Annotated in this window: 15 protein-coding genes; 8 read left to right on the top strand and 7 right to left on the bottom strand. The window is 52.1% G+C overall.

Going from position 1 to position 24,664, the window contains the following annotated elements; genetic code table 11:
* The first annotated feature begins 168 nt into the window (after window positions 1-168).
* The 3 genes from H5P27_RS10900 (at window position 169) to H5P27_RS10890 (ending at window position 8,923) form a co-directional block, all read left to right on the top strand.
* Window positions 169-3,198 carry a fibronectin type III domain-containing protein gene (locus tag H5P27_RS10900; protein ID WP_185660420.1) on the top strand — a complete coding sequence of 1,010 codons (3,030 nt, stop codon included), beginning with the start codon at window positions 169-171 and terminating at the stop codon, window positions 3,196-3,198.
* A gap of 192 nt (window positions 3,199-3,390) precedes the next feature.
* Entirely contained in the window at window positions 3,391-5,127 is a 1,737-nt protein-coding gene (locus H5P27_RS10895) for an ABC transporter ATP-binding protein (RefSeq protein ID WP_185660419.1), read from the top strand.
* Between the two features lie 58 nt (window positions 5,128-5,185).
* Window positions 5,186-8,923 carry a hydantoinase B/oxoprolinase family protein gene (locus H5P27_RS10890; protein WP_185660418.1) on the top strand — a complete coding sequence of 1,246 codons (3,738 nt, stop codon included), beginning with the start codon at window positions 5,186-5,188 and terminating at the stop codon, window positions 8,921-8,923.
* A 19-nt stretch (window positions 8,924-8,942) separates the two neighbouring features.
* On the opposite strand, the gene H5P27_RS10885 is transcribed toward H5P27_RS10890, so the two are convergent.
* Together H5P27_RS10885 and H5P27_RS10880 are read right to left on the bottom strand one after the other, a co-directional pair.
* Window positions 8,943-9,401: a DoxX family protein gene (locus H5P27_RS10885; protein WP_185660417.1), complete on the bottom strand. Its 459-nt coding sequence runs from the start codon at window positions 9,399-9,401 to the stop codon at window positions 8,943-8,945.
* A gap of 102 nt (window positions 9,402-9,503) precedes the next feature.
* Window positions 9,504-10,199, bottom strand: coding sequence for a pirin family protein (locus tag H5P27_RS10880; RefSeq protein ID WP_185660416.1), 696 nt, complete (start codon window positions 10,197-10,199; stop codon window positions 9,504-9,506).
* Between the two features lie 86 nt (window positions 10,200-10,285).
* Between H5P27_RS10880 and H5P27_RS10875 the strand changes: the two genes are divergently transcribed.
* The 3 genes from H5P27_RS10875 (at window position 10,286) to H5P27_RS10865 (ending at window position 13,796) form a co-directional block, all read left to right on the top strand.
* Entirely contained in the window at window positions 10,286-11,179 is an 894-nt protein-coding gene (locus H5P27_RS10875; RefSeq protein WP_281384307.1) for a LysR family transcriptional regulator, read from the top strand.
* 226 nt (window positions 11,180-11,405) lie between these two features.
* On the top strand, window positions 11,406-13,043 hold the full coding sequence (locus H5P27_RS10870) for a methyl-accepting chemotaxis protein (RefSeq protein WP_185660414.1): 1,638 nt from the start codon (window positions 11,406-11,408) through the stop codon (window positions 13,041-13,043).
* 117 nt (window positions 13,044-13,160) lie between these two features.
* Entirely contained in the window at window positions 13,161-13,796 is a 636-nt protein-coding gene (locus tag H5P27_RS10865) for a LysE family translocator (RefSeq protein ID WP_185660413.1), read from the top strand.
* Between the two features lie 19 nt (window positions 13,797-13,815).
* Here the strand turns inward: H5P27_RS10865 and H5P27_RS10860 are convergent, their stop codons facing one another.
* Both H5P27_RS10860 and H5P27_RS10855 read right to left on the bottom strand, forming a co-directional pair.
* Complete coding sequence (locus tag H5P27_RS10860; RefSeq protein ID WP_185660412.1) at window positions 13,816-14,667, bottom strand: PqiB family protein; 852 nt, start codon at window positions 14,665-14,667, stop codon at window positions 13,816-13,818.
* Window positions 14,664-15,632 carry a paraquat-inducible protein A gene (locus H5P27_RS10855; RefSeq protein ID WP_185660411.1) on the bottom strand — a complete coding sequence of 323 codons (969 nt, stop codon included), beginning with the start codon at window positions 15,630-15,632 and terminating at the stop codon, window positions 14,664-14,666. Before H5P27_RS10855 ends, H5P27_RS10860 begins: the two co-directional genes overlap by 4 nt.
* Before the next feature lie 299 nt (window positions 15,633-15,931).
* On the opposite strand from H5P27_RS10855, the gene H5P27_RS10850 reads away from it, so the two are divergent.
* Window positions 15,932-17,080, top strand: a complete 1,149-nt coding sequence (locus H5P27_RS10850) for an FIST signal transduction protein (RefSeq protein ID WP_185660410.1) — start codon at window positions 15,932-15,934, stop codon at window positions 17,078-17,080.
* Window positions 17,073-18,827, top strand: a complete 1,755-nt coding sequence (locus tag H5P27_RS10845) for an ATP-binding protein (protein WP_185660409.1) — start codon at window positions 17,073-17,075, stop codon at window positions 18,825-18,827. Before H5P27_RS10850 ends, H5P27_RS10845 begins: the two co-directional genes overlap by 8 nt.
* A gap of 1 nt (window position 18,828) precedes the next feature.
* On the opposite strand, the gene hrpA is transcribed toward H5P27_RS10845, so the two are convergent.
* From hrpA to H5P27_RS10830, 3 genes are read right to left on the bottom strand one after another with little or no spacing between them, the layout of a single operon-like run.
* On the bottom strand, window positions 18,829-22,791 hold the full coding sequence (gene hrpA / locus H5P27_RS10840; RefSeq protein WP_185660408.1) for an ATP-dependent RNA helicase HrpA: 3,963 nt from the start codon (window positions 22,789-22,791) through the stop codon (window positions 18,829-18,831).
* A 49-nt stretch (window positions 22,792-22,840) separates the two neighbouring features.
* A complete protein-coding gene (locus H5P27_RS10835; protein WP_185660407.1) occupies window positions 22,841-23,335 on the bottom strand; it encodes a hypothetical protein in 495 nt (164 codons plus the stop codon).
* 39 nt (window positions 23,336-23,374) lie between these two features.
* Window positions 23,375-24,622, bottom strand: a complete 1,248-nt coding sequence (locus H5P27_RS10830) for a permease (protein WP_185660406.1) — start codon at window positions 24,620-24,622, stop codon at window positions 23,375-23,377.
* Window positions 24,623-24,664: the final 42 nt, after the last annotated feature.

Here is a 24,664-nt window from a genome sequence, read left to right as displayed (position 1 = left end):
TCCCATCTGTTCAGGCACCAGAAAAAGCGCCGCTAAGGGAACTCCTTGGATGCCCGGTTTGGGGGCAAAAGAAACGCTGTGTAAAAGCGTGATTAATTGAAAATCACGCGTCAAGGCGGACGCGGCATAGACGTTTGGGGCTCTATCGAAAATCAACCAAAAGAACCCATGTCTAAGCAAGCTGTAGCCGGAAATTTAATACGGGAAAGATGCCTAAAGCGTATCGAAAAACTGGATAATAAGAGAGCGAGATGTTCTCTTTTTGATGCCTTCAATAAAGGGTTTGCGAAGCTTGTTGTGACGATACTGTTATCGTTTGTTGCTACTTCACTCTCGGCTAAGTCGCTGCATCTGTCTTGGCTCGACGAGTCCAGCAGGGCGGAAGGTATCCTGGTGGAACGATCTTCTAATGGGGGAGATTACATAGAAGTAGCTGACTTAGATGCTTCGCTCACAGAGTTCTTGGACGAAGATGTTGTCGAGGGTGTTACCTATTCCTACCGGTTAAGAGCATACAACGCGTTTGGGTATTCAGAATATACTGTCAGCATGCAGGGAGAGATTTATGCTGACTCTGTCGATTCGGACGGAACGGGAATCAATTTCGGGAATCCATTGGTTCTTAGATGGCTCGACTCTTGCGACAAAGAGGACGGTTTCTTGATTGAACGTTCCGATGATGGAGTCCGTTTCGAGGAGATTGCTCAGACCGGAGCAAATGTGACCAATTACACGGATGCCGATGTTCGTGATGGGCAGGAATATTATTATCGCTTGAGATCCTTCAATGCCTTCGGTTACTCGGACTACACGGCTGTCGGCTATGCTCTTTCCGAGTACCCCAGTGTCGAGGAGATAGTCGATCAGGTCGTTGTTTCTCAGAATGTAGGACTACCCGGCTTAGCGGCCGAATCCATCTATGACGCAGAATCTAGAGCATACCTGTTGTATGGTTCTGCATCAGGCTTTGGGGAATACGAGGACGCTGTGCAATTCACACAGGCAAGTGTGAGTGGAGATTTCGAACTGACGATCCTTGTTCACTCCTTTGCCACCGACGGAGATGAGGGGCAATTAGGCCTCATGGTCAGGGGAGGTCTAGAGGCTAACGCAGCTCATGAGTCTATCGTGTGGGCAGGAAGCGGATACATTGAGCATTTGTCGCGTCCCGAGTCGGGGGCTTCCGTGAGTGCGACAAAGCAGACGATGATGGAAGGTCCGGTTTACCTGAAGGCGAGTCGTGAATACGGATTCGTTACCCTTCGTTATTCATCGGACGGACTCGTTTGGACCGAGGTATCAGGAGGCGCAAAGCTGATGACGGGTACACTACAGGTTGGCTTGGCGATCGGATCGGAGACTGGGGGCCGCCTCTCTAGTGGCCTTGTAGAAATTGTGCACTCGAATATAGGCGCTTTTGCCCGGCAGTCTTCCGCGTGGCCGTATCTGCTAGGTGAGCCTCTAGAAGCGGGTGTGATAGGTGAAAAGGACAAGGACGGATCGCACTCCTATGACTCGAACACGGGAGTGCACAAGATTGTCTCATCAACGGTTGGCTACGAATCTATAAACGATGAACTTCGTTTTGTAAGCGTTCCCGCCTTTGGAGATTTTGACATCTCCGTAAAGCTGTCTGGGTACAAACCCGATGCGACTTGGGCTCGAGCCGGTTTGATGGTACGTTCGACCTTGGAACAGGATTCAGCCCACTTGTCTATGTTGGTTCGAGGAGATGGTATGTTTGAAAGTCTTTACCGCTTGCAGGATGGGTCCGCTTTGAAAGGAACTAGAGGTAGGGCCGCTCCGAGTGTAGCTTATTTGCGGATACAGAAGGTCGGGGACCTTTTGACCGGCTACAGCTCTGAAGACGGAGAGTCGTGGACGAAAGTGACCTCCCAATCCATTCCTCTCGGAGAAGAGTTCCTAGTAGGATACTCTATAGGCTCTCAAGGTGATGGAAGATTTTCGCGCTGCGATATCGAACTTGTCAGCGAGACGGGGGATGCTTTTGCAAAGGTTGAGGACCAAGGACCGCATCCCTACGCTCTCTCTAGTTTCGTAACTCAGGATTCGATCGTTGGTTCAATGAGCGAAGTGGGAGAATCCTACTACGATGTGGAAAGTGGACTGTATTATTTCAGCGCTTCGGGGCTGGGTTACGAAAAATATGAGGATGAACTCCGCTACACATGGGTACCCGTTGACGGGGATTTTAGTCTCAGAGTGAGATTGCATGATTATCAGGCAGATGCGACATGGAGTCGTGCGGGGCTGATGCTCAGAGAGTCGCTAAGTCCTGACTCAAAACATGCATCGGTAACGGTGAATGGGGATGGCTTAGTAGAGGCGATCTATCGTCTGGCCCCGGGTGGCTCGCTTTCGGGAGTTCGCGGTAGCAGTTCGATGGAAGATCCTGCCCTTCGTCTCGACCGGATAGGAAATGAGGTCTCGATGTACGAGTCTGCGGACGGGGAGAACTGGACTCTGATAAAGAGCATCGAAGTCGAATTTGCGCAGGGCAGCATGGTTGGCTTGGCGATCGGTTCACAGAACGACGGAAACTTGTCCAGTGTGGTGGTCGAGCAAATCGATTTTCAAATGGGCGAATCAGTTCAAGCGTCCGAGCCTGAAGCGCCGCAGCCCTTTACCCTGCTCGATCAAATAGCAGTTAGCGACGTCATAGGGGAAATGATCGATGTAGGTGAAGAACTGTTCGATGCGGAAAGCGGTTTGTACTACTACAGCGCTTCTGGCTTAGGCCATGAAAAGTACGAGGATGAGCTCCGCTACACCTGGGTGCCCGCTTCAGGTGACTTCAGCCTAAAAATCCGGGTTCATGACTACGAGGCAGACGCAAGCTGGGGACGCACTGGCTTGATGTTGCGTGAGACTCTTAACCCTGATTCCAAGCATGTTTCTGTCACCATGAATGGAGACGGTCTTTTGGAAGCCAGCTATCGTTTAGCTCAGGGCGGCTCGTTTTCTGGAGTTCGGGGAGGTTATGCCGGCGAGGTTCATTGCCTACGGCTTGATCGGTCAGGACGGAGAATTTCTATGTACCACTCTGCCAACGGTGAGAATTGGACCCTCATTAGAAGTCTGGATTTGGATTTCGCCGGAGGAGGCATGATCGGACTGACGATCGGTTCCCAGTCGGATGGCAACCTCTCCAGCGCGGTTATCGAAGTTTTAGATTAAACAACCAACATAGAGCTACCAACCAGGCTAAGTAACAACCAACTAAGCCAAAACAACCAACTGAAGAAGGCCTGCCGGTCGCGAGAATCGGCAGGCCGTTTCTTTTGTCCAATGGGGAGCGTAGCGGGAAGCCGTTCTTTGGCGGGATGAAGCTTGAATCACCTGAGAGTGTAGTGTGTATCGAGGGCCTCGATGAAGACTATTTGGAGAGTTTCGACTTACTTGTTTCGGTACAAGTTCATGTTTTGGGGGACGATCGCCCTCGCGATTGGCAGTACGCTATTTTTCTTGGCCGTCCCGAAAATCGCTGGAGCGATTGTGAATCGGATCACCGAACAGGCGGATTTAAGCAATTATTGGCTATGGGTTTTGCTGTTGGTATCGTGTTACGGGATGCGGGAGTTTCTCAACTCTATGCGAATCAGGCTCAACAATGTGCTGGAGCAAAAGGTGTTAATCGACATTCGGCACGACTTGCATGCCAAGCTATTGGATTTACCGGTTCGCTATTTCGATAGTCGCAAGTCGGGCGATATCGCATCCAGAGTCATCGAAGATGTTCAAAACGTGGAGCGCGTCATTTTGGACGGCACGGAACAGGGAAGTACAGCTTTGCTGACACTGCTGGGAGTCAGTGCCATGATGTTCGCTTCAGAGCCTAGGCTGGCTGGGTTGATGGTGCTGCCTATCCCCATCATCATCGTGATGTCTCGACTACACTTCAAAACCCAGAGCGTCAACTGGCGTAATGTGCGACGCGCCTCGGGCGAATTGAGCTCTTTGCTGATCGAAGACATCCAAGGGAACAGGCTAATCAATTCTTTCGCTCTGAAGGACCGGGAGAAAAAGCGATTTTCCGACAAGGCCGAAGAGCTCAAGGCCTTCACTCTGAAAGGTATGTTTCGCTGGTCTATCCAAGGGCCCTTGAACGGATTCGTAGTCAGTCTCGGTACCGTGGCCGTAATCGGCTATGGCGGCTACCTGACACTGTCTGAACCAGAAACATTCAAAACTGGGGATCTCGTGGAGTATTTGCTTTTTTGTTACATGTTGTATGTGCCACTTACGCAGATCTCTTCGCTCAACAACATGTTCGCGACAGGCAAGGCTTCGGCCGAACGCGTATTCGACCTGCTCGATTTTCCGATTGATATCAAGGACCCCGATGTCGCAAAACCTTTCCCTTCGACTCCGCTCCAAGTGGAGTTTTCCTCCGTCGATTTCCGCTATTCGGAGCGGGCAAACCTTTTGTCTGATTTCTCCCTTATCCTCCCTGCAGGGAAGGTGACGGCCTTAGTTGGCCACACCGGAGCTGGTAAGTCGACTGTCGCAAACCTTTTGCAACGCTACTATGATGTGAGCGAGGGAAGCGTATCTATAAATGGGATAGACGTTCGAGAGCTGACTTTGCAATCTCTTCGCTCGCAGATCGGAATGGTTGCCCAGGATCCTTTCCTCTTTGATGGTTCGGTCAGGGATAATCTTTTGCTAGCTCGAGAAGACGCCACCGAAGAAGAGCTGATTCAAGCTCTGGAAGGCGCTTGCGCGTGGGACTTCGTTTCCCGATTGCCTCAAAAAATGGATACGCTTATAGGTGAACGTGGGATACGCCTAAGTATGGGAGAAAAACAACGTCTTACCATTGCAAGAGTTATCCTCAGGAATCCACCCTTGGTAATCCTAGACGAGGCTACTTCCGCGGTAGATACTTTGACGGAAGCCAAAATTCAGGCGGCGGTAGACAATCTGGTGAAAGAGCGTACGACGTTGGTGATTGCCCATAGGCTTTCGACGGTACTCAAGGCCGATAAAATTGTCGTGTTAGAAAAAGGACGTATCATAGAAACGGGTACGCACGATGAGCTGATTCACATTGATGGCCATTATGCCAAGCTTTGGCGGGTGCAGACTGACTTAATCAAGGAGTAGGAATCGCTTTGCCAAATTAACGCTTCCTTCTGCAACGGTAATCCCTTTGCATTCTAGGATGTGGAAGTTTTGCATCGATACGGGCGGTACCTTCACGGACTGCATTGCGACTGATCCAAAAGGGCAAACCTTGCGAGCCAAGGTGCTTTCGAGCAGTTGCGTGCGAGGACGCGTTGTGAGGAAGGTATCCGATCGTGAGCTAGAAATCGAGCAGAGCGAACGCGTCCCGCAGGATTTTTTCAGAGGATACGAATTCAGGGTTTTAAGCGGAAAGGGTCGTGGTTTTAGTGCCCAGATTCTATCATGGGATGCAGAGTCTGGTCTGGTCGAGCTGGATGCTGAGCTGGCGCTTGAAGTATCGGGAGACTTGTGTGAAATCCAATCTCCAGAAGAGCCGCCCATCTTGGCAGCCAGACTTTTGACCGGTTGCAGGCTCGACGAGGCTTTGCCTGATATCGACTTACGTTTGGCGACCACTCGAGGCACTAACGCTCTCTTGGAACGCAAAGGAGCCAGGACGGCTTTTCTAACGACTCGTGGGTTCCGGGATTTGTTGGGTATAGGTGACCAGAGGAGACCTCGTTTATTCGAGCTCGGTATTCAGAAACTGGATCCACTTCCTGAATTAGTTTATGAAGCAACGGGGCGGCTTGATTACAAAGGAAACGAGATTGAAGCCTTGGACGAAGAGGGCGTCCGGAAGTTCACGAGAAGCGCTTTAGAAAAAGGGGTGACGGCATTTTCGATTGCATTCATGCACTCTTACCGGAACCCGGAGCATGAGTTACGGGCCCTCGAAATACTGAAGGAGGAGGGCGTACGTTTTGTTTCGGTCTCCTGTCAATTGTCGCCTTTTGTAAAGCTATTGCCGCGAGCAGAAACGACGGTCGTAGATGGATATCTGTCGCCCATCATGGAATCCTATCTGAATTCCGTGGCGAACTCTCTTGGAGAGGACGGTGCTGGTTCTGATAGAGATGAGGTCTCCCGTCGTTTTCGTATTATGACAAGTGCCGGTGGATTGGTGAGCAGGGGCAGTTATCATCCGAAAGACAGCCTGTTGAGTGGGCCGGCTGGCGGAGTGGTCGGAGCCTCTCGATCGGGTCTTAAGGTGGGTTACCACAAGACGATCGCCTTTGATATGGGGGGGACTAGCACTGATGTCTCACGCTACGATGGAGAGTTTGACTATCGCTTTGAGCAGAGAATAGGTGCGGCTCGCGTCTATGCACCAAGTTTGCGAATAGAAACGGTTGCGGCTGGTGGCGGATCCGTTTGCTGGTTTGATGGATCGGCGCTAAGAGTGGGGCCTCATAGCGCCGGGGCGAGTCCCGGACCTGCTTGTTACGGAGCTGGCGGACCGCTAGCGATTACCGATGTTAACCTCCTGCTCGGAAGGCTCAGAGCGGAGGCATTCGGAATACCGGTTTTCCCAAATGCGGCTGAGCTGAAGTTGGAGGAATTGGGCGATGAAATCGAAAAGGCCACGGGGAAGCGAATGGGAAAAGCGGCCATGCTCGAAGGCTTCCTTGCGATAGCCAACGAGACTATGGCGGAAGCGATTCGCAAGATTTCCACTGCGGAAGGCTTTGACGCTGCTGATTACGCCCTGGTCGCGTTTGGAGGAGCGGGCGGCTTGCATGCTTGCGATGTGGCAAGTATGCTAAGTATGGATACCGTTATATTTCCAAAGGATGCCGGGCTGCTCAGTGCCTTCGGATTGGGGCAAGCGTCCGTTGAGCAATTCGCTGAAAAGCAGCCTTTGGAAGCTTTGCAGAATTGCCAAGGGCAGATCGAAGACTGGGTCAGAGAGTTAGAGCAAAATGCTATTGAGAAGCTCTTGGGCGATGGAGTGGCAAGGCGGGAGATTGAGATCGTCGCTCCGAGGTACGAATTGCGATACCGGGGGCAGGAATCGATCCTTGAAATTAGTGGAGGTGACACCGGTAGCATCGAAAGCCGCTTTCAGACAGCCTATCAAAACCAGTTTGGCTTCTTGCCTGAGGCTGGAGTTATTGAGCTCGTCGCGATCCGATCTGTAGCCAGAAGTCGTATACATGATTTAGAGTCGGAGCATTTTGCTCAGCAGGAGTCTTCGAGCGGCGGGGCTACGCTTGAGGGGCCTCAGGTTTTGCAAGGACCACACAGCACCGTTTATATCGCTCGGGATTGGAATGCTTGCACGGGTAGTGACGGCACCCTTCTGATGCGGAAGAGCAAAGAAGCGGATGTTCGAAGGGAGCGAAACGAAGTGGTCGAGCTGGAGTTGTTTACCAACCGGTTTTTATCAATCGTAGGAGACATGGGCGCCTTGCTGGAAAGGGCGGCGTTTTCGACGAATGTGAAGGATCGAAAAGACTTTTCATGCGCGATGCTGGATGCAAAAGGGTATCTTGTTGCGAACGCTCCGCATATTCCTGTGCATCTGGGAGCTCTCGGTGTTTGCGTGCGAAAGGTCCTTGAGGCGATGGCTCTCGAGGATGGGGATGTTGTGGTAACAAACCATCCTGCGTTTGGAGGCTCGCATTTACCTGATGTTACTCTCATCGCACCCGTGTATACGGAAACTGGAGACAAGTTGATAGGGTATGTGGCCAATCGAGCTCACCATGCGGAAATTGGGGGAATCTCTCCCGGGAGCATGCCTCCTAACGCAAGAAGCCTGGCTGAAGAAGGGGTAGTGATTTCACCTTTCAAGCTGGCGAGTTCTGAAGGGGTTGATTGGCCTTCGATGCTCCGACTGCTGCGAGATAGCCATTATCCAAGCAGATCGGTTGAGGAGAACGTAGCAGACCTTTCGGCTCAGCTCGCTTCGATCCGACTCGGCCAAAAGGCATTGCGAGTGCTTTGCGAGAAGGAGGGGGTAGAGCGAGTCGGGCACTATATGAATCTGCTCAAAGGACGGGCCGAGACGGCGTTACGTTCTGCGTTGGAGGGGCTTGGCGAGACGGAGACGATCGAAGAGCGCTTGGACAACGGGGCCGTCGTGCGGGCTCGTTTGAGCAAGCAGAGCTCCTCAAAGTGGCTTCTTGATTTCACTGGAACTGCAGCGATGCAGGGAGATAATTACAATGCTACGCCCGCCATTACGACCAGTGCTGCCATCTACGTGTTGCGACTCCTTGCCGATGTAGATCTCCCGCTGAACGAGGGTTTTCTCGAGGTGGTGGATATTCGGATACCAGAGGGAATGCTAAATCCCCGTTTCGAAAGTGATCCGAAGCAATGTCCTGCTGTTGTTGCTGGAAATGTTGAGGTGAGTCAGCTGGTTGTTTCCTGCCTCATACGAGCCTTGAAACTGGCGGCTTGCAGCCAGTCCACCATGAATAACCTGATTTTTGGAACCGAGTCCTTCGGCTATTACGAGACCATAGCTGGGGGAGAAGGAGCGACGGACTCGCGACCTGGGGCCAGTGGTGTGCATACCCACATGACCAATACGGCTATGACTGATCCGGAGATAATGGAGCTCCGCTATCCGGTTCGTGTGGAGGAGTTCTCTATCAGGTCTGGTTCGGGCGGTAAAGGTCGCCAAAGTGGAGGCGACGGAGTTGTGAAACGTATCCGTTTTCTTGAACCTGTTACGTTATCACTTCTCACTCAACGTCGAAACGAGCGACCCTTTGGCATGGAAGGGGGCGAGCCCGGCGCTTGTGGAATTCAGCTCGTCGTGTCTCCAGAGGGCGAACAAATGGAACTTGCCGGAAACGGAAGTTGGGAGCTGGAAGCCGGTTCTATCCTTTTGATGAAAACACCGGGTGGTGGAGGTTGGGGCGAACGGGCCCAGTCGATCTAGGCCCGCTCGCCCAGAGTTTTTAGTTTTCGCTTTTAGCGAGAATTGCCTTGTCGACGGAGAGAGCTCCTCCTCCGGAAATCATGAGTGATATGGCGAGGCCGATCGTTAGAAGGTGGTACTCCATGCCTTCACCCGCCTGGTTGCCGTACCAGTTCATGAAGAAGCCGTTGCCCGTGTGCGCCATAAACATAGCAACTGTCATGGTGATACCGATACCGAAAGCTGCGACTCGGCTTAGAGCCCCTGCGAAGAGAGCGATGGCTCCAATTGATTCAGCTATGATAGCGAGGAATGCGAAGAAGGCAGGAATGCCAAGGGAATCGGTGAAGTAGTCCATCGTTCCTCCGAAGCCATAGCCTCCGAACCAGCCAAAGAGCTTTTGAGCTCCGTGGGGAAACATTACTACGGCTAAGGTGAGGCGAGCTACGAGTGGAGCGACACTGTTAGAAGTGGCGAGGATTGCGTTAGTGTACTTCATTTTTAATTACGATATTAGTTAATTTATTCTTGAGAGGAGGGTAGGCTCCGCCCCGTGGATGGAGAATGTCCATCGAAGTACGGGAGCCCTTGGCGAGGCGTATTAGGCCAGGTCGAAAAGGAGGATTTGAGAATCCGCGTTGGCTGCGATATTCAGTATTTCAGGAGAATCAAAGTAAGCAGCATCGCCTGCCTGGAGGGTTTTTCCGTTTAGTTCGATTGAACCCTCGGCTAAGTGAAGCCAGACGTAGCGGCCAGTTTTGGGTGTGTATTCAATTTCCTGGCTCTTGTTCAATCGGGCTAGGGAAAGATCTGCGTCCTGATGGATGGCTATTGACTCGTCCCTGCCGGTCTTGCTCGCAGCAAGATGCCACTTCCCGCTTTCGGCGTCTGCCATGGAACGTTCCGCGTAACGTGGAGTTACTCCATTGCGATCGGGCTGTATCCAGATTTGAAGAAGGTGAACGGCTTCGTCTTGCGAAGGGTTAAATTCGCTGTGCAAAACGCCTGTGCCCGCTGCCATGTATTGGAAATCTCCGGCTTGGATTATCCGGCCGTTGCCCATGGAGTCCTTATGCTCGAGTTGTCCGCTGAGCACGTAGGTTATGATCTCCATATTTTGGTGCGGGTGCTTTCCGAAGCCTCTGGCTGGCATGACGATGTCGTCGTTGATCACGCGGAGGCTGCGAAAGCCCATCCAGTTCGGATCGTAGTAGTTGGCGAAACTGAAAGAATGGTAGGTCTCCAGCCATCCGTGGTTGGCCTGACCTCTTTCGTTTGATCTGCGAATGTTCATCATGTTCCTAGTTTGACAGAAATTAGGTGAAGCGTGAAATACTATGATTCTTGCCTGAGCATGCCTTTTGGTTATGCTTGTTGTCGTTTATGGAGCTGAGGCATTTAAGGTACTTTATAGAAGTGGGTTTGGAGGAGAACGTGACGCGAGCTGCGGAAAAGCTTCATGTTTCCCAGCCGGCTTTGAGTCGACAGATCAAGGATTTGGAAGAGGAACTCGGTTTTGCCCTCTTGGAACGTAGCGCGAAGTCGGTGGCTTTGACGGATGCGGGTCGGGTGTTTTTGGATGAGGCAAGCGAGGTTTTAGAGCGATTGGAACAGGGGATTTCGGCCGCTCGGGAGGCTGCGGAAGGAGAGGCGGGAGAATTGCATGTCGGCTACGCTCCCTCTCTAACAGTGCGTATTTTACCGCCTACGATTCGAGCTTTTCAGGCCGAGCTTCCGAAGGTGAAAGTGAAGCTCTACGACATGTCCTCAGAGGAGATGTTGGCTGGGCTGAGGGAGAGAAAGCTCGATTTCGCTTTTATGCTAGAGAGTAAGGCCCGCAAGGCGCAATCGCTCGAGTTCAGGGCAATCAGGGAAGAGAGGATTCGACTCGCGGTCGGGCTGTCCCACCGCTGGGACCAAAAGGAGATTGTCTCCTTGGGGGCTTTGAAAAAAGAGAATTTGATTGGTTATTCCTTGGAGGAGTATCCAGAATATGGAGATCTTTTGAGACGGGTTTTCGAACCGGCTCGTTATCGGCCCAAGCTCTCGGAAGAACATGAAAGTGTGAGCAGTTTGATTGCGTCGATAGAGGCGGGGCTCGGAGTATCGATTGTTAGCGAATCGCTTGGATGCGTGGCGGGAGGAAGGATTCGGCTGTTGGAGTTGGACCCTGTACCAGATCCGCTTACTGTAGGGGTCGCCTGGGTGGGACGTGTATTGGACCGCAGAGAAGAAAGCTTCCTTTCGCACGCTGAGTCGGCCGGATTGCAGCTGTAGGTATATCGGTTTTTACAATACTCCTGAATCCCTTTTACGAGTGCTTTGCTGGCCCTAGGTATTGGGTTAGGGTTTTATTCCTAGCTCCTGTAGAAAAGCTTTAAAAAGGGAGTTGGCCAACTCAGGGAATCTACATCATGCGTGTGTAGGGGACGATAGATCATTGAGACACCTACCTAATCCGAGGTGGCGCGTATCCAAAGTTGATTGAACAATTCCCCCAATAATGAAGCTCGCATCAAAAATTCTGGTCGGTGGATCCGTCCTTGTCGCTCTCGTGGTAGCCACCTCTTTAGGAGTCATGTACAAGTCCATCGAGAGCCAGGGGCTCGATATGGGCAAGCAGCGCATGAAGTCCATTCTTGCCCAGGCCAACGCAGTTAAGGAGCACATGTCTGAGCTTGTAGACGCCAAAGCCTTTGATAGGGAGCACCTCAGTAGCGAGCTGACGACAGCCAGCGATTTTAGAAAGACAACCTACTATAAGACTATTCCAGTTGTAGCCTCTTGGCAGACTATCCAGGAGATAGCTGAAGAAGAAGGGGTGACACTCCGGACTCCTAAGTTCCAGGCTCGGAATCCTGACAATGAACCTGACGAAAGCGAAGCCGAGATCCTCCGCTATTTCGAGGATGGGTCCAAGAGCGAGTATTTTGTGAACGACAAAGAAACGGGACATATGGTTTACGCGACTCCGGTCGTTCTCTCCAAAGGTTGCCTTTATTGTCACGGAGATCCAGGTAACAGCCTTACGGGAGATGGTAAGGATATCCTTGGTTTCGAAATGGAAGGATGGAAGGCAGGCGAGGTACATGGCGCGTTTGTCCTTAAATCCAGCACCGAGCCTATTTACGCAGGAGTACAAGCGAGCTTTCGAGATGTGTTAATGTGGGTTTTGCCCATTTGCGTGATATTTGGATACATCGCTTCTCGTCTCTTACGAACCAAGGTAGTTGGTCCGATCGAGCAGGCCATCAGCGACATTGCCCGTTCGACGACTGCTGCAGTTGGCGCTTCTCACGAAGTGACTGACTCCAGTACTACACTCGCAGAGGGCGCTTCGCGTCAGGCTGCTGCTCTCGAGCAAACGAGCGCTTCAATAGAGGAGATCTCGAGCGCTACCAAAAGGAACCTTTCCAGTACTGACGAAGCAGTGGGAGTGGCCCGTGAAGCGAGAAACGGAGTGGATCGTGCTGTCGATCGCATGGGTAGCCTGAGAGTCGCGATGGATAGTATCGCCGCGGCAGGTGGCGAGATTTCGAACATTATCAAAACGATCGAGGAGATCGCTTTCCAAACCAATATTCTAGCCTTGAATGCTGCGGTGGAAGCCGCTCGAGCTGGCGAAGCAGGAGCAGGATTCTCTGTTGTGGCAGACGAGGTTCGTCAGCTAGCCATGAGAGCGACAAGAGCTGCTCAAGATTCTGCAGGGCGTATTGGAAAATCGGTGACGGCTAGTAGTGAAGGAAATGCCATTTCAACGGAAGTTGAAACTGAGCTTAAATCGATTACCCAGCAGGTTCATTCCATTGATGAGTTGTTGATCCAGCTGCAAAAGAGCTCCGATATGCAATCGGAAGGAATGGGACAGGTGAGCCATGCCCTCACTGAAATCGACACGGTAACACAGAGTTCTGCTTCCAGTAGTGAGGAGTTAGCGTCCGCCGCGGTGGAGATGTCTGGCCAAGTTGCGACTTTGGAACGAGCGATCTCATCCTTGCGACATGTGGTAAATGGAGAGAGCTCAGAGGCTCCTGCAGACGCAATGTCTACGCCTTCCTTCTCGCAATCAGATCTGCGTAAAGAGTCTGCAAGTTTTGAACCTGCTCCGAGGGGCACGGCCGATGCCGACCTTTGGAACTGATCGACGTAAAATCTTACGCAGCTGAAAGCTATTTTCTGAAATGCCCGTCCTCAAATATTCGAGGGCGGGCAATTTCATTCTGGAACCCTTCTGGGTCTTTGCCAAAAGCTTTGGACGATGATTGAAGGATCACAGTGGCTCGTTTTTGTGGGAGCGTCCTTGGCTTTAGTGGCTATACCTGGGCCTGCTGTCTTGTTTATCGTCGCCCGTAGCCTGTCGGGTGGCGTTGGCGTAGGGCTTCGGACAGCCGCGGGAATCGGGTTGGGCAATTTGTGTCATGCCATAGCTGCGGCGTTTGGGGTATCCGCTTTAATCATTTCGACGAGTTGGGGGCTGGATTTAGCGCGTTACGCGGGAGCAGCTTACCTCATCTATTTGGGTATCCGCAGTTTTGTGCAGAGTGGCCCGCGAGAAGGGGCGTCGGCTGAGCGAGAATCGAGCGAGCGGTTGGAGGGCAGTTTTCGAAAGGGAATATTGGTCGCCTTGCTTAACCCCAAAGTGATCCTTTTCCTTGTGGCGTTTTTGCCCCAATTCGTGAATCACGAAGCGGGAAACGTGCCCCGCCAGCTTCTCGTTTTGGGAGTGAGTTTCGTAGCGATTGGATATCTGGGTGATAGTGCCTGGGCACTCCTGTCAGGCGTTTTGACCTCTAAACTCAGGAGAGGTAGCGTGTCTGGATTTTGGGTACGCTTGCCTGCAGTGATCTATATCCTTCTCGGTCTTCTAACCGCTTCCAGTAAACTAGTGAGGTAATCAAAGCAGCGAAGCGGTATTACAAATCCAGCTCGATGCTTGGTTGCCACTCTAGCCATTCCTCGTCGAATTCGGGTTGGAGTATGAATTCCGTGTTCTCAGAGGCGAGGGGGGATAGGCCTTCCTTCCCTTCTGGGGTGGCGAACATAATGCCTCCGGCCAATACCGATTGTAGGGAATCGGTTTGGATCTTTGCTCCCAGAAGTCCCACTTTAAGAGCTATCCCGCTTGCGTTCCAAAATATAGAGTCGGTCCGGACCAGTTTGTCGTAAGGAGAGTTTATTTGTATTTTGATCTGAATGCCGGTCGCGTCTGGAGCTAATGAGGTGGCAACCACTTCGCCTACCTTGAATTGGCGGTATAGAACGGGTGAGCCGACTTTCAGGGAGCCCAGTTGGTCTACAGAGAGGAGGTAAGTGTAGCCGACTTCGCTTCCTTTGAGTGGGGCTCGATCTAAGGCCGTAAAGTGTTTTCGGTTGGGTCCTACGCCTGGCAAGACCTGAATCGTAGGGCCACTAATCAAGGTGTCTAACCCTGTGATCCCCTCCAGTCCGATTTCCGGACGGAGTATCCAAAATTTGGAACCCTCCCGAGCCAGTCCTTTCGCTGATTTCTGCAACTGCAGGGTGGCTTCCACTTTTGATAGATCCCCCGTCAAGGCCACGGATTCCACGGTGCCTACCGCGAGTCCCTTGTAGCGAAGGACTGTCTTTCCTGCTTCCAGACCAGATCCCTCCTCAAAGACTATGGTTATGGTAGGACCCTGCTCTTGTAGATCCTTTACGATCATGTATCCACCGACCAGAAGGGCGACGAGAGGCACTACCCAGATGAGTAGCGATGACTTGGAGTTGGAATGGGGTTCTGTCATGGTGTGGGCTGTGTCTGCAATTGAAAGTTCGGATGATCCACTTTGTTCAGGGCCAATATGGTAAGCACAACAGAAGCTGCAAAGGCGGGAGCGGCGGGGCCGGCTTGAATCGTCGCGATCGCTCCAAAATCCACGAGACCTGCCAGTATTCCGATGAGGAAAATATCCAGCATGGACCAACGCCCGATAACGTGCAAAGCTCTATGGATACGGTTTTGCCTTTCAAGGGTTGCTGAATTTTTCTCCGAGAATAGCAGCCAAGCTACGCTGCCGATCTTTCCGAAAGGTACGAGTATCGAAGCTATAAATACGATACTGGCTATTCCCCAGAGCCCATGTCCCGAGAGGTCTGCAACTCCGCCGATAATTGTACTTCTCGAGGTTCCGCTGACGCTTCGTACCTCCATGATCGGCAGCACGTTTGCGGGTACCAAAAGAATCGTTGCTGAGATGAGCAAAGCCCACGCTGCATTTCGGCTTCCTCTCAATCTAGGCTTTGGAAGCCTAACGGCTCGCAGTAAATAAATGAGGATCAGGGAGCTTGCCAAAAGAAAGTAGAAACCAGTATCGAATTCAGCTGTGGCGAGGTCGCCTAACTTGATAAAGGCCACGAGTGCCGAGAGCATCAGAACTTCCGGCATGGCCCATTCCTTGCCTGCGGCGCAAATACTGAAGGCGAAGCGTGCTCCGGGCACGGGGGAGGTTCGATTCTGGGAGATTACGATGATTGGCAAAAGCAGGAATAGCAACGTTGGGAATACCACGATGGTCAGGTCGGTTACCAATGCGAGTATGTGCTGGCCGTTGTTACGAAAGGATTCCCCAACGGAAATCAGGCGACCCAAATTGATGAGTCCGAACTTGGAGACTTGGCTCAAGGGTAGGTAAAGAGCGAACCCCCAGCAAACAAGACCCGTGATTGCCAGGGCCAAAAGACTTTTGGATTCGGTCTGAGTGTGGGACATCCGAGATCCATACTTCGGATCCTGGTGGCCGCCCGCAAGCAGTATAGTGGATGCTTAGCTAGGTTTGTGGTCGACTTTTAGAGGAATATGCCCGGGAAACTCTAAAAATTGAATTAAACGGACTCCAAGGGTGGCTTTCTGCGGTGTTTATACTAGAGTACGATTAGGCCCTTAAGTTGATCCTGTTCTAAAACTCGTTACCTATCAGATGATTAGAGTTTTATGCTAACCAAATTGGAACTTGAATCTGTCGGTAGCCTATTGATCCGAAATTAAGGCCTACACCCTAATTTTCAGTTATGTTTGTTAACACCTTAATGCGTCTTCCCGGCCAGGCTTGGGACTCGAATTCAGAGAAGTTCTCGTTTGTCTCAACGGACCCTCAACTGATTTTGGTATTTGGCGAGCGCAGGTGTTTCGACGAAAAGGCAATAGGCGACCTGCAGGATCTATTTCCAGATTCCTTGATCGCTTCTTGCTCAACATCAGGAACGATTTCGGGAGCGGCGGTAACTGATGATTCCCTTTGCGCGACCGCTCTGCATTTTGAAGAGACGGAGGTACTTGGACATCAGGTTGATTCGACGGAATTTGCTGATTCGCGAGTGGCTGGCCAGCATTTAGCGAAAGCCTTGTATAGAGAAGATCTTGTGCACGTCCTGCTTTTCTCTGACGGGCAAACTGTGAATGGAGCGCAGTTGGTGCTCGGTTTTCGAGATGAATTGGGAGCGGATGTTTCGTTATCAGGTGGGATAGCGGGCGACGGAACACGGTTTCAGGAAACGTGGATCGGACTCGACGAAAATCCCGTCTCTGGGAGGATTGTGGGGATCGGCTTTTATGGGACGGCTCTCCAGGTTAGGTGCAGTTCAGGAGGTGGATGGCATCCGTTTGGCCCTGAGCGCACGGTGTCTCATTCGGAGGGTAAAGTGCTTTTTGGAGTCGATGGAGAGTCTGCCCTAGACATTTACAAACGCTACCTCGGCGAGCAAGCGGCGGGACTGCCGGCATCGGCGTTAAAATTCCCGCTTTCGTTGGTGGTAAACGAAGACGAGGGGCCGGTGGTGCGGACCATCTTATCGATGGATGAAAAACGACAGAGCGTAACTTTTGCCAGCGATATACCTCAAGGAGCTAAGGTTCGTCTCATGCGAGGCTTCATAGACGATCTGATTGAGGGAGCGAACAGGGCTGCCAACGTGGTTGTCAACGAGGGTGAAAAACCGGATTTCGCGCTCTGCGTAAGTTGTGTAGCCCGAAGGCTCGTGCTGGGACAAAGAGTGGAAGAGGAGCTTGAAGAGGTGCTGTCCGTGCTGGGAGATCCGCCCCTGGCAGGTTTTTATTCCTATGGGGAGATCGGTCCTTTAGACATGGAGTCCCGTTGCCAATTGCACAACCAGAGCATTAGTATCACGATCTTCAAGGAAATGGGGGGAGAAAATGCATAGACTGCTGCAAAGGCAGCTGAGAAAGCACTTGGGTATCGAGGGCGATGTACCCGAAAACTTGCAAGCTTTCGTAGATGCTGTTGATCAGGCGTATCAACAATTTGATGACGATCGCCGTTTGATGGAACGTGCCATGACTCTTAGCTCCGCGGAGCTAACCGAAAAGAACAACAAGTTAAAAGAACTGGTCAATCTAGCCGAGGAAGCTCAACGAAACCTAAGAAGAGCTCGGGACGAAGCGGAAGCGGCAAACCGTCACAAAAGCGAATTTCTGGCGAATATGAGCCATGAGATTCGCACGCCGTTGAATGCTATAATCGGTATGAGCAATCTGCTTATCGAACTAGACCAGACTGAACAGCAACGCGACTATACGGAGTCGATTCTCAGCAGTGGTGAGAGCTTGTTAGGCGTAATTAACGATGTGCTTGATTTTTCGAAGATTGAAGCCGGTGAACTGGAGCTAGACGTTCACGAGTTCGATTTGCATCAGGCGATAGAGAGTATATTGGATGTATTTGGATTTCAATGCGCTGAGAAAGATATAGAGATTTGCTTGTTTATGGATCCGAGCGTGCCGAAGTTAGTATCCGGGGATTCGGTACGATTCAGGCAAGTGCTCCTGAATCTGCTCAGCAATGCCATAAAGTTTACCTCTCAGGGAGGTATTGGCATTTCCGTGACATGCAGTCTCAAAAAGGAGAAAATTAGTCTCTATGTTGAGGTCAAAGACTCTGGGATAGGTATCCCGAAGGATAGGCTCGAGGGAATGTTCGATTCCTTCACGCAAGCGGATTCCTCAATCTCCAGACGATTTGGTGGCACAGGGCTAGGATTGGCAATTTGCAAAAGCCTTGTGCACCTCATGGGGGGAACAATTGGTGTGGATAGCGAGATCGGGGTGGGCTCGACTTTCCGCTTTAGCACAAGCCTTCGAATCGCGGAAGAGCTGAGCTACTGGGGATTGCCCGAGGGGCTGCAAGTTCGCTTGTCCACCACGCGATCACTTTGTAGGGAAACGTTATTGCATCAATTAAATGCTTGGGGCGCTTCGGTAGAAGAGGGAGACTTGCCTGTCAGTTTTGATAGCTCGTCGAAAAAAATCCATGTGGTGGATACGATGGCTGCAGATCTTGCGCGGAAGGCCAGTGTAGATGCGAAGCTTCTAGTTATCGCTCCAATTAAAGGCGAATCTGATTGGTCGCGCTGGGGGGAAGGGACTGAGGTGGTTAGGAGCCCCGCAAAACCCAATGACATTCTGGAAGGGATATTGAGTTTAATCGGTAAGAAATCCCCAAATAAGCGAGAATCCGAGCCGATCGAGGAGTCTCGAAGTTTGCTGTCGTTCGAGTTTCCGCTCAGGATTCTCGTAGCGGAGGATAATGTGACCAATCAGAAGTTGCTGAAGCTGGTACTGGAACGTGAGGGATATTCAGATATCACAGTTGCGAACAATGGAAGGGAAGCTTTGTCCGCGATGGAAGCTGAAGATTTCGATCTCGTTTTTATGGACCTGCAAATGCCTGAGCTCGATGGCTTGGGCGCAACTGTTGAAATCAGAAAACGAATACCAATTGATCAGCCGCCCTACATCCTAGCTCTCACAGCCAACGCATCCAAAAAGGATTTGGAGACGAGTATCGAGGTTGGAATGCATGGATTCCTTACCAAGCCGATACGCAAAAAGGCGCTGCTGAGTTCAATCGTGGAAGCTCATAACTGGCTAGTAAACGCTCGAAAAAGCTGAACTATCCAAAGAGTTTTTTGAGCGAGTCTAGATCGGCTTGAGTAGGTCGGTCTTTGCTTTTGACCTTTTGTGTAGGCTGGTTTTCGGCTGTTTTCGTTGAAATGGACACAGTGCTCTTCTCCGTTTCTGGCGAACCGGCTTCTGCGAAGGCTTGCTCTAGTTTCTTGGCGGAAATCGGATAAGCGGTCCCGAGGTGCTGGGCGAAGAGAGACACCGCAAACTCGTCGATTTGCCAGCGCAGTTCATCGATACGATTGGCGTCTTTTCCCGTTTTTGCCAGTTGGTTCAGGCGGTTTCGGAACTGATCGACCTGAACTTGGCGTTGAGTGTCGCGCTTGGGGTTTTGATTTCTTGTCTTGGCCCGGTGAGAAATGGTTTCGAGATAGACGGGGAAACGACTCAGATAGCGGGACGGAGTGTGACGCAGAAAATTCGGAGGAAGCAGTCGGTCTATGTCTTTTCCGAAAGCCTTGAGGAGCTCTTGGTCGACGACCAAGGATTGTCGTTTCTCTAAGATCAGTTTGAGCTGGTCTACGACGCGGTAGAGGATCCCTTTGGATTTTTCGTGAGCTCGTTCTCGTTGCTCGTATATGGTATCGAAATCAATTGTATCCAAATCGTGGGTGCTCAAATCCTTTTCGATATGAGCGTAGACATCCTCTTTAAGGTCTTTGATCGGTCTGAAAACGACTCCGGCAGGTCCGACTCTCTGTACGTCCTTCAGGTCTGACCGTATCCAAGCAAGCTCGCGACGGAGTTCGTGGGCGAGGAGGGCCGATATTCCGGTTTTGTTAGCCAAGCGAGCATCCTCTTCGGAGCGGAAAAGCTGTATCTCTAAGGTTTCACCAGAAGCTCGTAACGCTGGGTAGGCGTAGAGCGGAATGCCTTGAGGGGAACCGATCTGAATCCTCTTCGGAAGATGAGCCCCTTTCAGTTCGCTGATGCTATTCAGCGTCCTTTCATGTTTTTGCCTAGCCTTTTTCCAAAGCAAGGAGGTGTCGTTTGCCTTGGTCGCGCTTAGCTCGGCCTCTTTGCGAGCGAGCTCTTGGCGGAGAGTCACGGTGTCACGAGCTTCGGCTATGGCTCGTCCCTTTTTGTCGTGAACTTCTACACGCGCTTTTAGGTGCTCTGGGATAGCGGATACATCCCAATCGCTGCTGTAAGTTTCAATCGAATACTTGCTAAGTAGGTGGCTCTTGAGCGCATCCACCAAGGTCTGGCCCGTAGGGCGAAGCTCACCAGCGACTGTTTTTGCCTTTTCCGCTAGTGGTTGTAGTTGCTGACGAGTCGCTTTGGGCAGGGCCTTGAAAAGGGCGTGGATTTTCGCTTCGAGGTGTCCGGGAATAAGCCAGTCCAACATGGCGTCGTTTACCGACTTGGTCTTGTGGTAGGGGAGCTTCAGAGTAACTCCATCTTTCCGGTCGCCATGCTTATACTGGTACTCGATGGGAAGGGCTGAATTCTCCAGGGTGACCGACTCTGGGAAGAGGGAAAGATCGATAGCGGCTTCTTCGGAAGCCGTCAGATCTGTCTCGGACATGACGAGGGTTTCGATGCCCCCGTTCTTCAGAACGCGATTCAGATCCGCGATGGAGGCGACTTGTCTCAGGCGATCGCGGTAGAAGCGGAAGGCCGCTTCCTCAACGCCCATCCAATGGGCAACCGAAATGACGGTCTGGGCATTTTGGATACGGGAGATTAGCTTACGGTTGGATTCAAGGAAGGTCCAATTCGCGGGAGCTTGATAGTCTTCATTGAGTAAGGCCTCTCGGATGAAGATCTCAGTCGCTTTAACTGGGTCTACTTTTAGATAGGAAACTTGCTTGTTTTGTATCTCCAGACCGTGAATACGAATAGACTCTCTGGCAGCGACTCGGCCTTGGTCCGTGAGAAACTCAGGATCGCTGTACGAGTAGCTCAGGATATGTCGACCTACCTCCAGAATCCAATTAGGATCGATGGACGCGACTGTCCTCGCGTAGAGGCGATTTGTTTCAACGATTTCTCCGGATAGGATCCATTCGGGGGATTTCCGTTTCTTAGCCTTGGATTCGTTGGCTTGGGTTTTCCGTTTCCCGTTTTTGTCCCTTGGTTGACGTATGAAGAGAGAGGAGCCTGGGAAAACCAGTGGTTTCCGATTGGACGAACACTTGTAGAGATTAACGTCCTCGCGTTGACCCACGTTGGCGAGCAGACCGGTAAGTAGGCAGGTATGGATAGCTTGGTATCTGGCGCTGTCGCGAGTCAGTTCTCCCTTGTCGGAGTTGAACGACTTGTGGGGTTTGTTTTCGCGCTTCTTGGGCAGCGAGCGTTCCAGTTGCTGATAGATGTCACGCCATTCTCTGATACGCAGGTAGTTGAGGAAGTTCTTTTTGCAGAATTTCCGCAAACGCGATTGGGACAACTTTTCGAAGTCGTCGTGCAGGGCTTCCCATATATTAAGAAGGGTGAGGAAGTCCGAATGTTGGTGGTCGAATTGGGCGTGGGCTTGGCGAGCGGCGGCATCTTTATCCATGGGACGCTCGCGTGGGTCTTGTATCGATAACGCGGATGCGATGACCAGGACTTCGTGAGTCACTCCGTCTTGTTCAGCTTCGAGAAGCATGCGACCGACCGTCGGGTCAGCAGGGAGTCGTGCCAGCTGCCTACCGAGTTTTGTGAGACGAGACCGTTTATCGGAATCGGAGGATTCTAGCGCTCCCAGCTCTTGTAGCAGCTGATAGCCCGCGGTGATCGCGGCAGGCGTGGGAGGATCAATGAAAGGAAAGGTTTCTACATTCCCCAAGCGTGATGCGGTCATGCGGAGGATGACGTCCGCCAGATTGGACCGTTGAATCTCTGGCACGGAATAGACTGGTCTCGACAGGTAATCTTTCTCTGAATACAGGCGAATGCAGACACCATCCGCAACGCGACCGCAACGGCCAGCTCTTTGGTTCGCGGAACTTTGGGAGACTTTTACGATGGGCAGGCGTTTGGTACGTCCGCGCGGATTGTAGCGGGAGATACGTGCGAGTCCCGCGTCGATGACGAAACGGATTCCCGGAATGGTGAGCGAGGTCTCCGCGATGTTGGTGGAGAGAATCAGTTTCCGTTTCGGGGAGCTTTGGAAGATGCGTTGCTGGTCCGCATTGGAAAGTCGGCCAAAGCACGGTATGACTTCTAGCCGATTGCGAAAGCGATCCTCGACTGCGTCCATCGCTTCGCGAATATCTTTCTCGGTAGGCAGAAAAGCGAGAATGTCTCCGGAGTTTCCAAATTCGGTCTGTATTCGCTGAGTGGATTCGACGATGCCTTGAATGTAGGTGAAGTCGCCCGACTCTTCGAGGAGCTCGTCCAAGGGCGCGTAGACGATGTCGACTGGGTAGACGCGGCCTGAAACCTCAATTATCGGGGCTTCATCGAACGCGGCGGAAAACTTGTCGGTATCGATGGTCGCGGAAGTGATGACTATTTTCAGATCCGGGCGGCGGGACCGTAGTTGATTGAGGTGGCCGAGCAAGAAATCGATGTTGAGAGAGCGTTCGTGAGCTTCATCGATGATAACCGCTTCGTAGTCCCGCATCAAAGGATCGGCATGGATTTCAGTTAGCAGCATGCCGTCGGTCATGAACTTAACCCGAGTCGACTTATTGGTCTGATCAGTGAAGCGGATCTTGGCACCAACTTCGGCCCCGAAGTCCACCTGCAACTCTTCGGCTACCCGCTTGGCTACAGACAAGGCCGCTACGCGGCGAGGCTGGGTACAGGCGATGCGTCCCTTTCGCCCGAGGCCCGCGTCTATGCACATCTTGGGAATTTGGGTGGTCTTGCCCGATCCCGTTTCGCCCGTCAGAACAATGGTTTGGTGCTGGCGCATGGCGGCGATGATCTCCTCTCGCCGTTGGGAAATGGGGAGCTCCGGCGGGTACTGAACCGGGAGTGGGATGCTGAACTCAGGCAGCTTGTCGGAGGGTTTCGACATTTCGAAAGTCTAAGCAAAGGGGAGCAACCGTCGCTGTTTCTTGTCCGGTTTATTGAGAGTCGCTGGATTTGGGACGTCTGGGCGCCCAGCGTCCGGAGGAGCCTTTCGAGTTGGGCAATTCACTCGGGTAGTAGGCAGACTGATACAGAGGCCGCGATTGCCCGGGACTCAGCAGCAAGGTTTTGGCACGAGGGAAGGGGTCGTTTTCGGCAGTCAGGAAGTAGGTAGAGCTTAAGCTAAAGTCAGAGCGGAAAAAGCGATTGGCTGCTTGTTGTATGTAGAGTGCTTCGGCCCGATCGTTTGGCAGAACGACCAGAATCAGGCAGGGTTGGTCGTAGGAGAAAGCCAAAGTTAACAAACGCTGAGCTTCGGAGAGTTCCGCGGGGTTGCTTACCTTGACGACCAAGGTTGAGGGGCTGGACAAACGGGTCTCCAGATGCGTTGCCCTGTTGTCCAGCGAAACGATCTCGGTGGAGCTCAACAGGCTGGCGAGGCAGGAAAGGGCGGCGATTGTGATGGGCAGACGCATGGTTTTGTTTATCACGGTCGATAGGCGCTGCCGCGAAGGATTCAAGGATCTTCGCTAAAGCGTGCCTTGGTATTCGAAGCCGAGAGATACGACCTTTTCTCGCACGAGCTCTTCGTCGAAGGAATCGGATTTGATGACTGCGGAGGAGTTTGCTTTGTCGACGGAGAGAACCTCGGTATTCGGAAGGGAGGCGAGTCCGTTGCGCACTGAGTTTTCGCAGTGGCTGCAGTTCATGCCTTGGATGGAGAGCTTGTGTTGTTGTGACATGGTTTCTGGTTCGAAATGATCGTGATCGTGCGGCTGGGAAGAAGTAAAGCGCTGCCTGAAGTGGGGAAACACTAAAAGAGCGAGCAAAGCGGCTCCTCCGATGTGTTTCCAGAGTGGGAGTTCCATCACGTGGTCCATTTGGTGGTGCCCTAGAGTGCTGGAGCTGATGAAAAAGTGGTAGATAGCTGCGGCAATCCAAGAAGCGAGTACGACCCCGGTCACGTAGATTAGAGTGCTGCGTCCACCCAGCACTTTCCGTACGGTGGTGATGGTGGCGATGTTGGTGGCTGGGCCTGCTATGAGCAGAACGAGGGCGGCGCTGATCGGTAGACCGCTGTGAACCAAAGCCAAAGCCAAAGGTATCGAACCGGTCGAGCAGATGTAGAAAGGCACTGAGATCAAGGTAGTCAGCAGAATGGCCGACAAGGCTCCGCCCGGAAGGTTGCCGAGCATCTCTTCTGGAGCAAAGGCGCTAATCAGACCGGCTAGGACGAAACCGATCAAGAGAGCGGAGGCGAGATCGCCCGGCATGGTGTAGAAGCCGTAGCGAAGGGATTCTCGCAAGGTCGGTTGCTTGGCGTTTTGGGCGGAAGCGAGAGAATTGTCAGACTTTGCCTTTTGGTCCTTCTCGAAGAAGTCGGTGGTTAGTCCGACGAGTACGCCGGACACGAAGGCAACGATGATTTTATAAATGGCAAAAACGGGTCCCAGCATCCCGTAAGTTGCTAGAAAGGAATCTACACCGGTTTGAGGTGTGGAGGTGAGGAATGACACGGTGGCCCCCTTGCTCGCTCCTCGAGAGTGAAGGCTCATCGTAACAGGAATGACCCCGCAGGAGCACAAGGGCATGGGAACGCCTACCACGCTTCCCCAGAGGACGGAGCTCAGGTTTCTCCGCCCCATCAGGCGTTCGATCCACGCCTGCTTGAGAAAGCGGTGCAGCAAGGCGGAGATGGCTAGCCCCAGGATCAAATAGGGCCCCATCTCGGCGATCATTGCCCAAGTGTGGCTGGCGAGTTTGCTAAGAATTTCCATATGAGGTGCTCCTCGTTGCTTCTACGAATGAAGCCGGTCTTT

It is taken from the genome of Pelagicoccus albus (genome assembly GCF_014230145.1).
Lineage (GTDB): Bacteria > Verrucomicrobiota > Verrucomicrobiia > Opitutales > Opitutaceae > Pelagicoccus > Pelagicoccus albus.
This window is presented reverse-complemented; position numbering and strand designations above follow the sequence as displayed.